The 12,928-nt window shown below is 65.3% G+C and carries 8 protein-coding genes; 4 read left to right on the top strand and 4 right to left on the bottom strand.

Annotated elements, in window-relative coordinates; all coding sequences use genetic code 11:
- Window positions 1-45: 45 nt before the first annotated feature.
- The 4 genes from ACTJI2_RS08610 to ACTJI2_RS08595 form a co-directional block, all read right to left on the bottom strand.
- Window positions 46-2,736: a TonB-dependent receptor gene (locus tag ACTJI2_RS08610; RefSeq protein WP_440841782.1), complete on the bottom strand. Its 2,691-nt coding sequence runs from the start codon at window positions 2,734-2,736 to the stop codon at window positions 46-48.
- A gap of 93 nt (window positions 2,737-2,829) precedes the next feature.
- The gene (locus tag ACTJI2_RS08605) at window positions 2,830-3,111 is read right to left on the bottom strand and encodes a hypothetical protein (protein WP_440841780.1); all 282 of its coding nucleotides are present in this window, start codon (window positions 3,109-3,111) and stop codon (window positions 2,830-2,832) included.
- Window positions 3,112-4,015: 904 nt separating this feature from the next.
- Complete coding sequence (locus ACTJI2_RS08600) at window positions 4,016-6,715, bottom strand: TonB-dependent receptor (RefSeq protein ID WP_440841778.1); 2,700 nt, start codon at window positions 6,713-6,715, stop codon at window positions 4,016-4,018.
- A gap of 152 nt (window positions 6,716-6,867) precedes the next feature.
- On the bottom strand, window positions 6,868-7,902 hold the full coding sequence (locus ACTJI2_RS08595; protein ID WP_440841776.1) for a glucokinase family protein: 1,035 nt from the start codon (window positions 7,900-7,902) through the stop codon (window positions 6,868-6,870).
- Window positions 7,903-8,315: 413 nt separating this feature from the next.
- On the opposite strand from ACTJI2_RS08595, the gene ACTJI2_RS08590 reads away from it, so the two are divergent.
- From ACTJI2_RS08590 to nagA, 4 genes are read left to right on the top strand one after another with little or no spacing between them, the layout of a single operon-like run.
- The gene (locus ACTJI2_RS08590; RefSeq protein ID WP_440841774.1) at window positions 8,316-9,587 is read left to right on the top strand and encodes a sugar MFS transporter; all 1,272 of its coding nucleotides are present in this window, start codon (window positions 8,316-8,318) and stop codon (window positions 9,585-9,587) included.
- A gap of 43 nt (window positions 9,588-9,630) precedes the next feature.
- Window positions 9,631-10,695 carry a LacI family DNA-binding transcriptional regulator gene (locus tag ACTJI2_RS08585; RefSeq protein WP_141454635.1) on the top strand — a complete coding sequence of 355 codons (1,065 nt, stop codon included), beginning with the start codon at window positions 9,631-9,633 and terminating at the stop codon, window positions 10,693-10,695.
- The gene (locus ACTJI2_RS08580; RefSeq protein WP_192198113.1) at window positions 10,692-11,756 is read left to right on the top strand and encodes an SIS domain-containing protein; all 1,065 of its coding nucleotides are present in this window, start codon (window positions 10,692-10,694) and stop codon (window positions 11,754-11,756) included. Before ACTJI2_RS08585 ends, ACTJI2_RS08580 begins: the two co-directional genes overlap by 4 nt.
- Window positions 11,753-12,901 (top strand): N-acetylglucosamine-6-phosphate deacetylase, encoded by a 1,149-nt coding sequence (gene nagA, locus ACTJI2_RS08575; RefSeq protein WP_440841771.1) that lies wholly within the window; start codon window positions 11,753-11,755, stop codon window positions 12,899-12,901. The genes ACTJI2_RS08580 and nagA overlap by 4 nt, the downstream gene beginning before the upstream one ends.
- The last annotated feature ends 27 nt before the right edge of the window (window positions 12,902-12,928 follow it).

Here is a 12,928-nt window from a genome sequence, read left to right as displayed (position 1 = left end):
CTGGACCCGTGGAGAGACAATAATGTCAAAGGCAAAGCGATGGCATCAGAACTGCACGCGCAGCGAGGTCATGAAGCGGCGGCCGGTGCGATACACGCCTCGGGTCAGCTGCTCCACGCCCGAATAGCTGTGGTATTCCTCGTCGAGCAGGTTCATGCCGTCCAGGCTGACGCTCAGGAAGTCGTTGACGCGGTAGCCGACGCTGGCATCCAGCGATGCGTAGTCCTTGACCCAGATTTCGCGCCCGCCGCTGACCTGGGTGAAGTACTTGTCCCGCCATCCATAGGTGATCCGGGCCGTCCAGTTGCCGCTTTCGAAGTAGGGACTGATGTTGAACTGGTGGCGGGAATTGAACGGCAGGTCGCGGCCGCTGTTGGCCTGGGCATCGGAGAACGTGTAGTTGGCCAGGACGCCGAAGCCCGCGCCGATGTCCTGCTGGTAGGCGATCGCCGCTCCCTTGACCTTGGCGTCACCGGCATTGCGCGGGCGATCCACGTCGTAGGTGCTGACCTGGTTCTGGTTGATGTTCCAGTGATCTTCCTTGCCCGAGGTCATCAGCACGTAGTCGGAGATGTCCTTGTAGAAAATCGAGCCGGCCAGGATGGAGTTCGGCGAGAAGTACCATTCGGCTGACAGGTCCAGATTGGTCGAGCGGTAAGGCTTGAGGTCCGGATTGCCGCCACCGCCCTTGAGGGTGGCGTCCGCCAGCCACAGGTAGCTGGACATGTCCGCGTAGTTGGGACGCGCCATCACCTGCGCCGCGGAGAAGCGCAGCACGAACTCGTCGTTGACGTCGTAGACAAGATTCACGTTGGGCAGGGTGTTGTTGTACTTCTTCTTCAGCACCTGCGGCACGTACTGGCTGACCGCGCAGTTGGCGACGTTGACCGAGCACTTCCAGCTGCCGTTCTCCGATTCCGTCCGTACATGGCGGACGCCGACGTTGCCGCGCAGCTTGCCGAAGCTGAAATCGGCCTGGACGTACGCAGCCTGGATGTCTTCATTGATCGACCAGGTGTTGCGGACAAACTCGGCCGAGTTGAAGGTGGAGATCGGCGTCATGCTCTGGCCGGGCGGCAGCCATTCACCGCCGAGGATATAGTCGGCCAACTGGGAACCGTCGATGGTGAAGCGCCGGCCGAGATCGCCGTAGCCGCTGAAGCCGTCCAGGTAGTTGCCCGGCAGCCAGCGCGGGCTGAACCGGGATGCGGCGGTGGTGACGCCGGAAAGAATCACGCCGCGCTGGATCTGGCTGGTCTCGTGATCACGCTTCTTGTAGCCGAAACGGAGCAGATAGACCGGCGAGTCGAGCTTGAGGCCGAAATCGACCTGGCCGTACTTCTCCTTGTCCAGGGTCGGCTTCTCCACCACGTTGCCACCCCAGCCCGCATCCATCTGGAAGGACGCCGGATCCAGGAACGGATTGGCGCCGTGGAAGGTCAGGCTGCCCGGATGCTTGGGCGCATTGCTGATGTCCCAGGTGTAGTCGGCGCGGGCAAGGAATTCGCCGAACACCTGGCGCGGGCCGCCATCGGCCTTGGTCGAGCCCAACTGGGTCGAGGCGAACCAACGCTCGTCGTTCCAGGTGGCCTTCAGATCATAGGTTTCGGACTCGACGGAGGCTTCGCGATGCTGCAGGTCGAAGATGACCAGGCCGTCGTTCATGGTGCCGCGCGTCATCAGGCCATTCTGGACGGTGACGTCGGTCAGCCTGCTCAGGCTGTTCCAGGTGTTGCCTTGCATCGCGAACATCGACTGCGTGGAGTGATCGTAGCTGGAGTCGATCTTCAGCGCATTGAGTTCGATATCCAGCTGTTCGACCGGCTTGAACTGCAACGAGGCCGAATACGTACGGCGATCACGCTCCTGCTCGAAGAAATGCGCGCTCATCGAGTTGGGGCCGACCGCGGTCATGTTGTTTGTCAGCGTCTGTTCGCAGGTACCGGTGCAGTTGCCGGAACCGACCGAGCCCGGCGCGCCGCCGGAACCGTCGCGGAACTGGGCGGCGGTGACGGTGCCATAGGACTCGATGCCGTCGCGGCGGATTTGTTCCTTGGCCTTCTGCGCGGACACGATGAAGCCGAAAGTGCCGGCGTCGTTCTTCCAACCGAACAGGGCGGAAGCCTGTGGGTCGGTGTCCTCGACGCGGTCATTGCGAACATAGTTGATCTGGCCGGCGATGGTGATGTCGTTGGCCATGTCCAGCGGCTTGCGGGTGCTGATGATCACGGTGCCGCCGATCGAGCCCTCGTCGATGCGCGCTTCCGGCGACTTGAACACCTCCACCTTGCCCACCAGCTGTGGCGCCAGCAGGGAATAGTTGAAGGTGCGGGTCGGGAATTCGGACATGTTCCAGTCGCCGGAGGCGATGGACTGGCCGTTGAGCAGCGTGCGGTTGAGCGAGGGATCGGTGCCCAGGATGCTGACTTTCTCGCCCTGGCCGAATGCGCGGTCGATCGCCACGCCGGGAATGATCGTCATCGCCTCGGCCACGTTGGTGGCGGGGAACTTGCCGACGTCCTCGGCGGTGATCACGTCGACGATGGCGTCGGCGTTGCGCTTGGTGTCGAGCGACTGCTGCAGGCTGGCGCGGATGCCGGTGACGACGACCTTGTCCAGTTCGACGGCTTCGCCGGTGTCGGCGGCGGCCTGCGCCGGGGCGGCATCCTGCGCGTGCGCGGTGATGCTCAGGCACATCACGATTGCGGCGGATAGTGCGGTCTTGCGGTGGCTCATGCTGTCTCTCCCATCATGATTTTTGTGGTCGGCCCGCCTTGCTGGCGGGTCGTGCGGTTGCCTGACTCCCACGGCGGGCAACTCGCCGCTGTCTTACCGAGGTGCGATCCGGCCGGGCTGCCAACGGGGGGCGTCGGCGACGTCCCGTTGCCCAGCCATGGCCAGCGTCGCGGGAATGCATTCGAGCGGGTTGCCCTGCGGTGTTCCGCGGGCGGCGACCAGGTCGGTGATGGCGATGGCCGGTCGAACGGAGGCATCGGCGGCGCGCATCGAGCCCGTGCGGACGGGCGAGCAGGTCATGGCGGCGGCCGCGGACAGGGACTCTTCCCGCAGTCGCGATTCCACCCTGGGCGCTGGATTGGTGATGGCAGCCACACGTCTCCCCACATGTCCCGCAGACGGGAGCCCCCTCAGGCCCCCTTCGAAGCCGAGTGTGGGAGAGTGCTGACAACGTTGTCAAGCAAATTGCAAAAAATTTTCATAAAAGATGTGCTGCGCCGCATCAATAAGATGGTTGATTTGACTGGGTTTTTGTTAGCTACGGCGCTGGAGTGTCCGGAAATGCCCCTATGGATATCCGGGAATTGTCGTTTTCGTGCTGTTGCTTGTAAAAAATTATCTGGAACGAAATCCTCTGTGAGCCACTCGGAAGTCGCGTCCCTTCGACGTGGCTCGTTGAAGACAAGGCGTCGTCAGGCGCGGTGCCGCCGGTGAATCGATGGCATCGGTCGGCATGTCCCCGTACCGCAGGTTGACCGGTGCGATTTGGCACGAGGTGCGGCTGTTGAAACCACGCCAGGTGCCGGCATGCGACAGGGAAGGTCGGGTACGTCTTTCAAGGTCGTCGGGTCCATCAACAGCGCATTCCCGCCGGCCAGATGGAAGCGCCTTTGTCCACGCGAATCGCCAGTACGCTCGACGTGCGCCGGACTGGTGCTTCGCGTCCAGCGCGAACGCGCGGCGGCTGCGCGGCTATCCGGCGACGAACACGACGGGTGTATTCGCATCGGCTGGATGGACCACGGTACCGTGGTCTTCAGTCCGCGCGGTCGTCGTCACCCATCGGCGCGGGATGCTGCCATGCCCGGGGATTGGGAGCGCGACCGGCACATCGCAGGTCGTGTCTTCAGTGGTTCCGCAGGCGATCTCGAACCGTGTGTGCCCGGGCAATCGAGGCCCGGCCGGCTTTCCGTCGCCTGTAGTCCGGAATGGCGAGCAAAAAAAAGGGCCTGGACAAGTCCAGGCCCCGCAGAGGGAGCGCTCTGTCAGATGGCCGCCATCAGAACTTCAGGCGGACGTTGAAGTAGTACTGGCGACCATTGCTGTAGAACGAGGTCGGGATGGCCGCGCTCTGGTAGTACTTGATGGTCGGATCGTTGAGGTTCAGCGCATCCAGCGAGAAGCTCAGGTGGTCGTTGAACTTGTAGCTCAGCGCCGCCGACAGGGTGCCGAAGTCATCCTGGTAGTACGGGTTGGCGCCGGACAGGCCGATCAGGAACGAGGAGCGGCGGGTGTAGCTCACGCGCGCACCGAAGGTGTCGTTCTCGAAGTAGGCGCCCACGTTGTAGGTGTTCTTCGAGGTGCCCAGCAGATTGTCGCTGCCGTCGGCCCAGGTGTGCGAGGTGCTGCCGTTGGCGTAGGTGTAGTTGGCGACCACGCCGAAGTTGTCACCGATCGGCTGCTCGTAGGCCACTTCCACGCCGGTGACCTTGCCGTCGGAGTTGACCGGCACGGACACCAGGTATTCCTCGAGCTGGTTGGTCAACTCGCTGAACAGCATCTGCTTTTCCGTACCGAAGGCGACGTAGTCCTTCATGTTCATCGAATAGGCGCCGACGGACAGCAGGCCGCGCGGCATGAAGTACCACTCGATGTTGGCATCGAAGTTGGTGGAGACCACCGGATCCAGGTTCGGATTGCCGCCACCACCGGTGCGGTTCAGATCCGAGCCCCAGGACGAAGCGCCCAGCGCGGAGAAGTCGGGCAGGGTCTGCGTCTGCGAGGCGGCGAAGCGGAACACCAGGTTCTCGCCCATGTCGAACTTGATGTTCGCGCTGGGCAGGACACGGCTGTGCTTGTTGTTGGTGAACTTGCGGATCCACTGGCCGAACAGGCTGGAGACATCGGCATTGGCCGCGTTGGCGACGGCCTGGTAGGAGCTGATGTCCTGGTCGACGTTGACGTAGCGCAGACCGATGTTGCCGCTCCAGTTGTCGCCGACGAAGTTGGCCTGGATGTAGGCGGCGAGGTTCTTCTCCTCCACCTTCCACTCGGCGCCGTAGTTGTGGCGACCGGTCGGACCATCGTTGTTGTACAGCCACGTCGAGTTGTTGATGATCGCGTCCTTCAGCGCGCCCGGCGTGAAGTACCACAGATCGCGCGGGAAGCTGCCGCCGATGCTGCTGGCGAAGCCGCCCGGATACGGCGCGGTGGCGCCATTCTGCAGCGCGTCCCAGATGCCCGCCCCGGGGCTGGCGCCTTCCGGCGACAGCGCCTCGCGGGTGTGGTCGGCGTAACGCGCGCCGAAGTCGAGCGAGGAGAGCACACCGCCATTGAAGTAATGGGTGAAGTCGGCGGTGAACCAGTCCTCGTCGTCCTTCGCCGTGACCTCCTGGTTACCCCAGGTGCCGCCCCAGGTGGCGCTGGCGGGACTCAGATCGCCGCCCACGTTCCAGTCCACCGGCGAGCCGGCGCCATGGCTGGTCCAGCTGGCGCCGCCACCATTGGCCATGTTCAGTTCGGCGATGAACTGGCGCGGGGTGGAACCTTCGCCGCTGGTGGTGCCGACCTGGAACTTGGAGCTCAGGTTGTCGTTGATCTGCCAGTCGACGTCGAAGGTGACGTATTCGCTCTTGGCCGACGCCTCGCGGTAGATCATGTCGTACACCGCGTAGTTCTGCCCGGCCTGGCCGGTATAGGTGGCGTTGGTCAGCACGCCGTCCTTGACCACGTAGCCGGGATCCGGAGCCCATGCGCGGGCGAAATTGCCACCCCACATCATGAAGTTGCGGTTGTAGTTGTTGGCGTCCATGTCCGAACGGAAGCCGCTCAGGCCCAGGGTCAGGTCGTCGTTGGGCTTGAACTGCAGTTCGATCAGGCCGCCCTTGCGCTCGCGGGTCTGTTCGAACAGGGTCGAGCCGAGCAGGCCGGGGGCCCAGACGCCAACCAGATCCGGATTGCTGATGCCGGCCGGATCGGTGGCCGAGATCTGGAAGAAGCCGCCCGGAACCTCCTGCGCTTCACGGCGCAGTTCGCGCTTCTGGCTGAATGCCTGGACCATCACGCCGAAGGTGCCGGCGTCGTTCTTGTAGTTGAACAGGCCCGAGATCTGCGGGTCGGTGGAATCGGCCTGTTCCGCGTTGACCACGCCCAGCGAGGCTTCGGCGGTGATCTTGTCGGCGAACTGCAGCGGCTTGCGGGTGATGATGTTGACCGAGCCGGTGGTGCCGCCGTCGGGCAGCTTGGCCTGCGAGGACTTGTGCACTTCCACCGAGCTGACCAGTTCGGAGGGCAGCAGGGTGTAGCTGACGCTGCGACCGACGTTGTTGCCCTGGCTGAGCACGAACCAGTCGGCCGAGCCGACCGTGTGGCCGTTGATCAGGGTCTGGGTCAGGCTGGGGCTGGTGCCGCGCAGGCTGACGCGGTCGGCTTCGTCGAAGCCGCCTTCATCGGAAGACGACGAGCTGATGTTCACGCCCGGCAGGCGCTGCAGGGTGTCGGCCACGTTATGGGCCGGCAGCTTGCCGACGTCTTCGGCGGTGACCACTTCCACGCGGGAATTGGCCTCGCGCTTGGTATCCAGCGATTTCTCCATCGAGCCGCGGATACCGGTGACGACCACGGTGTCCAGATCGGTGGCTTGCTGCTGCGCGGCCGGCTGGGCCTGTTGCTGGGTGGCCGCGTCCTGCGCCTGGGCGTGCATGGAGACCGCGAGGCCCGTCGCGACGGCGACGGCGAGTAGCGATTTACGGTGATTCATGGTGTCTCTCCCATCATGATTTTTGGTTGTCGGCCGGGGCGTGATCCGGAGCCGTATTGCTGCCTTTGCTGCCAGGGAATCGGCTGACCGCTCCGACCCGTTTCTTTTTGCGGGCGCCTGTCCCGACGCCTTCGTTTCTTTTCTTTTTTTCTTCAGTTGCTTTCGGTTTGATCGAGGTACCAGCTGGCGGCGCCGATGACGCCCAGTTGCCCGTGCTCGACCAGCTTCACGGGAATGCGTTCGAGCGCCTCGCGCATCGTTCCCTTGTTGAGGAAACGCGGTACGAAGCTGCTCTGGATAAGGAATTCGCGGATGTTCGGCAGGATGCCGCCGGCCAGGTAGACGCCGCCCTGCACGCCGTACAGCAGCGCCATGTCGCCGACCACGCTGCCGAGCAGGCCGCAGAACACGTCGAGCGTCTCGCGGGCCAGCGCGTCTTCGCCCGCGAGGGCGGCGGCGGTGATATCGCCGGGACGCGAATGGGCGGGCGTCACGCCACCGCGCACGGCGCACAGCGCGGTATAGAGGTTCACCAGTCCGGGGCCGGACAACGCCTGTTCGATCGGCACGTGCGGACGCGTCTTCAGCATTTCCGTCAGCACCGCCATTTCCAGCGCGTTGCCGGCGGTGAGCGCGGCCTGGCCGGCTTCGGTCGCCAGCACCACCGAGCGCTTGCCCGACGGAATCCACACCGCCGCGCCCAGACCGGTGCCCGGACCCAGGATCAGGATGGGGCCGCGCGGCGGCGCGCCGACCGGGCCGGCGAGCTGCAGCACCTGGCTGGCGTCGACCTGCGCGGCGGCGTGCGCGACCGCTTCGAAGTCGTTGACCAGTTGGAAGTCATCGAAACCCAGGCGCGCGCGGAGTTCGGCCAGCGACAGGCGCCAGGGCAGGTTGTTGGTGATGACGGTACCGTCTTCCAGCGCGTAGCCGGCGCTGGCAATCACGCCACGATTCACAGGCAGGCCACCCAGACCGGCCAGGAAGTCCTGCAGGATGTCGGCCAGCCCCGGGTAATCGGCGCAGGCGTATTTGCGGTATTCCAGCACGTTGATGGGCACGGCCGGATCGTTGCCGCCGCGCACCAGTCCGACACGGACGTGGGTGCCGCCGACATCCGCCGCAATGAAGGCGTCGCCTGCCCGGCTCATGGGATCCACCGGCAATGGATTGGCGATTGCGACCACACGTCTCCCCACATGTCCGCGAAGGGGCGAAAACGAACAGCCCCGATGGCGCCGGAGTGTGGGAGGGGTTTGACAACGTTGTCAACACTCTGTCATCAAATACAGGCAGGGCGGGTGGTGCTCGGATCAAATTTGCGTGTGATCCGATGCAGACTCTCCTGTTCAGTTTCAAAACTGAAGAAATACATTCAGATTTAAGGGTTTGAGGCGTCCTTCGGGCCGTGCCCGTTGTTGCGGTGCCACAAATCCGGAAACCCCAGCGTGCTGTACGCGTGCAAGGAGAAACCGGTCGCGGGTGGCTTCGCGGACGATTCTGTGACAACGTTGTTTCCAGAGGGAGCCACGCAGCGGCAGGGCGTGGACGCCGGTCGCGGATCGGCCATCACAATCAGAGAGAGGGGAGTTCGCCAGACATGACTGCGGTACAAGGCTCGCGACAATACGTGTCCATTGCCATCATCGGCCTGCTGTTTTTCATCTTCGGTTTCGTCACCTGGCTCAACGGGCCGCTGATCACCTTCGCCAAGCTGGCGTTCAATGTCAGCGAGACCTACGCCTTCCTGATTCCCAGCGCGTTCTACATTTCCTATTTCTGCCTGGCGTTGCCGTCCTCGGTGATCCTGCGCAAGACCGGCATGAAGAAGGGCATGGCGCTGGGGCTGTTCGTGATGGCGATCGGTGCGCTGGTGTTCGGCCAGTTCACCACCCATCGCTGGTATCCCGGCGCGCTGGGTGGCGTGTTCACCATCGGCGCCGGCCTGGCGATCCTGCAGACCGCGGCCAATCCCTACATCAGCATCCTTGGCCCGATCGAGGGCGCGGCGCAGCGCATCGCGGTGATGGGCATCTGCAACAAGGTCGCCGGCATGCTCGCGCCCATCGCGCTGGCGGCTTTCGTGATGCACGGCATGGGTGACCTCGCCGCGCAGGTTGAAGCTGCCGCCCCGGAGGCGGAGGAACTCCTGCTCAACGAGTTCGCCGCCCGCGTCTACGGGCCCTACATGGTGATGGCTGGCCTGCTGGTGTTGCTGGCGGTCGGCATCCTGTTCTCGCCGTTGCCGGAAGTGAATACGGCCGAAGCCAACGCCAATGAGGGCGGCACGGAGTCGAACCGTCGCAGCGTGTTCCAGTTCCCGCACCTGCTGCTGGGCGTGATCTGCCTGTTCGTCTACGTCGGCGTGGAGGTGCTGGCCGGTGACGCCATCGGCATCTACGGTGAAGGTTTCGGCCTCCCGCTCGACAAGACCAAAGTGTTCACCTCCTACACTTTGGGCGCGATGCTGATCGGCTACCTGTTCGGCCTGGTCGCCATCCCGCGCTTCATCTCGCAGGAGCGCTACCTCAGCGTGTCGGCCGTGCTGGGCATCGTGTTCGCGATCGGCGCGTTCCTGACCCATGGCTATGTGTCGGTCGGCTTCGTTGCCGCGCTCGGCTTCGCCAACGCGATGATGTGGCCGGCGATCTTCCCGCTGGCGATCCAGGGCCTGGGCCGCTTCACCGAAACCGGATCGGCGCTGCTGATCATGGGCATCGCCGGCGGCGCGGTGATTCCGCAGCTGTTCGCGGTGTTCAAGCAGAGCCACGATTTCCAGCTGGTGTTTACCGCGCTGGCGGTGCCCTGCTACCTGTACATCCTGTTCTTCGCCCTGCGCGGCCATAATGTCGGCCGCGTGAAGGCGGGTTGAGCGGCCATGGACCGCGTGGAGATTTCCCATGGCTGAGAACGGCATGCGCAGGCCCACCATCAAGGATGTCGCCGAGCGGGCCAAGGTTTCGCTGAAGACGGTCTCGCGGGTCATCAACAACGAGCCGTCGGTGATGCAGGGCACGCGCGCGCGCGTCCTGCACGCCATCGCCGAACTGGACTACGAACCGGATCAATCCGCGCGCAACCTGCGCAGCGGCACGCCGTTCGTGATCGGGCTGGTCTACGACAACCCCAACCCGTACCACATCATCGGCGTGCAGAACGGCGTGTTGGCGGCGTGCCGGGAAACCGGTTTCGGCCTGCAGATCCATCCCTGCGACTCGACTTCACCGCTGCTGGCCGAGGAACTGGCCGAGTTCGTGCAGCGCTCGCGCCTGGCCGGACTGGTGCTGACCGCGCCGATGTCCGAACGGATGGAACTGGTGAACGCGCTGGCCGCGCGCGGCGTCAAGATGGTGCGGATCATCGCCGCCACCGAGGATCCGCAGGACGGACAGCCCTGCGTCTACGTGGACGATCACGACGCCGCCTACGAGATCACCGAGCACCTGATCCAGTTGGGCCACCAGCGCATCGGTTTCCTCTGGGGCGGGCTTGCGCACCGTTCCTCGATCGAGCGCTACAACGGCTACGAGAAGGCGTTGAAGGATTACGGCATCCCGCTGGACAAGCACCTGGTGGTGCCCGGCGACTACACCTTCGATGACGGATTCCGCGGTGCGCGCCGGCTGCTGGCCTTGCGCGAACCGCCGACGGCGATCTTCGGCTCCAACGACGAAATCGCCGCCGGCGTGCTGGCGGCGGCCAAGTCGGCGGGCATGAACGTGCCCTACGACCTGTCCATCGCCGGTTTCGAGGACAGTCCGTTCTCGCGCCAGTCCTGGCCGCCGCTGACCACCGCCAAGCAGGCCACCGAGGACATCGCCAAGCAGGCCGCGCGCCTGTTGATCGCCACGCTGCGGCAGGACGCCTACGACGACAACCCCACTCCCGTGCACAACCAGGGCTTCGTGCCGCAACTGGTGGTGCGCGGATCCACCGCGCCGGTCCGCCTGCGCGCCGAACGCCCCGACCCCACGACATGACCGACGTTTCCCCACTTCCCGCTCCCGCCGATACGCTGATGTTCCAGGAGGCGCAGCAGACCGCCGACGTGGTCGCTGCGCAGTACCAGCGCAACGAGGCCACGATCCGCGCGCTGGCCGCGGATCTGCGCGCCAATCCGCCGCCGTTCGTGGTGACCTGCGCACGCGGCAGTTCCGATCACGCCGCGACCTACGCCAAGTACCTGTTCGAAACCCAGCTGGGTTTCGTCACCGCATCGGCCTCGCCCTCGGTGGGCTCGGTGTACGAAGCGAAGCAGAAGCTCAGGGACGCGCTGTACATCGTCATCTCGCAGTCGGGCAAGAGTCCGGATCTGCTGCACAACGCGCGCGCCGCCGCCGAGGCCGGTGCGCGGGTGGTGGCAATCGTCAACGTCGAGGATTCGCCTTTGGCGGGACTGGCCGACACGGTGATCCCGCTGCACGCCGGTCCGGAGCGCAGCGTCGCGGCGACCAAGAGCTACCTGAGTTCGCTGGCGGCGATCCTGCAACTGGGCGCGTACTGGAAGGACGAGGCGACCCTGCGCGATGCGCTGCCGCTGCTGCCGGACGCGCTGCGGCAGGCGTGGGCGGCGGACTGGTCGCCGGTCACCGACGGCCTGGTGGATGCGCACAACCTGTTCGTGCTTGGCCGTGGCCTGGGCCTGGCCGCCGCGCAGGAAGCCGCGCTCAAGTTCAAGGAAACCTGCGGCCTGCACGCCGAAGCCTACAGCTCGGCCGAAGTGAAGCACGGTCCGATGGCACTGGTCGGTCCGGGCTTCCCGGTGCTGTGCTTCGCCCAGCCGGATGAAACCGGCGCCGGAACCCTGGCGCTGGCGCGCGAGTTCCGCGGCCGCGGCGCGCAGGTGTGGGTGGCTTCGGAGGAAGCCGATCCGACCGCCGGTCCCGGCGAGTCGCTGCCGCTGGTGCGCGCACCGCATCCGGCCTGCTCTCCGCTGCTGACCATCCAGAGCTACTACCGTGCAATCAACGCGCTGGCGCTGCGTCGCGGCTACAACCCCGACGTGCCGCCGCATCTGAACAAGGTCACCGAAACCGTATGAGCACCGCGCTTGTCCAAGGCCGCGTGCTGACCGCGCAGGGCTTCGCCGAGGGCGTGGCGGTGGTCATCGACGGCGGCGATATCGTTTCGATACTGCCGGAAGCGGATTTGCCCGCCGATTTGCCGCGCCACGATCTGCGCGGTGCATGGCTGGTGCCGGGCTTCATCGATGCCCAGGTCAACGGCGGCGGTGGCGCGCTGTTCAACAATACGCCGACGGTGGAGGCGATCCGCCGCATTGGCGAAGCGCACCGCCGGTTCGGTACCACCGGTTTCCTGCCGACCCTGATCAGCGATGATCTCGAAGTGATGCGCGAAGCCGTCGCCGCGACCCGCCAGGCGATCGCCGAGGGCGTGCCCGGGGTGCTCGGCATCCACCTGGAAGGGCCGTACCTGGCCCCGGCGCGCAAGGGCACCCACGATGCGGGCAAGTTCCGCGTGCCGGACGCGGCGGAGATCGAACTCGCCTCGTCGCTGGACAATGGCGTCACCCTGATCACGCTCGCGCCCGAACGCCTGCCGACCGAAACCATCCATGCGCTGGTGGCGCGCGGCGCGGTCGTCGCCGCCGGCCATACCGCCGGCAGCTACGAGGAAATCCGCGCCGGCCTGGCCGTGGGCATCCGCGGTTTCACCCATCTGTACAACGCGATGTCGCCGCTGCAGGGACGCGAACCCGGCGCGGTCGGCGCCGCGCTGGAGGATCCCGACAGCTGGGTCGGCATCATCGCCGACGGCCACCACGTGCATCCGGGCAGCCTGCGGGTCGCGCTGGCGGCCAAGCCGCGCGGCAAGGTGTTCCTGGTAACCGACGCGATGCCGCCGGTGGGTTCCGACGATCCCAGCTACGAACTGTATGGCGAGACCATCACCGCCGTGGACGGCGTGGTCCGCAACGCGGCTGGTTCGCTTGCCGGTTCCGCGCTGGACATGGCGATGGCGGTGCGCAACGCGGTGAACCTGCTGGGACTGCCGTTGGCCGAAGCCGCGCGCATGGCCTCGACCTATCCGGCCGAGTTCCTCGGACTGTCCGCCACCCACGGCCGTATCGCCACCGGCTTCCGCGCGAACCTGGTCGCGCTGGACGAGCGGTTGCAGGTGGCGGCGACCTGGATCGACGGCCAGCACGCCGCGCACGCGGGCTGATATCGCGGTCGCCGACGGAGCGCAGTG

This window comes from Pseudoxanthomonas sp. 22568, assembly GCF_052044485.1.
Taxonomy (GTDB): Bacteria; Pseudomonadota; Gammaproteobacteria; order Xanthomonadales; family Xanthomonadaceae; genus Pseudoxanthomonas_A; species Pseudoxanthomonas_A beigongshangi.
Note: the sequence above shows the minus strand (reverse complement) of the source record. Positions and strands in the feature narration are given on the sequence as shown.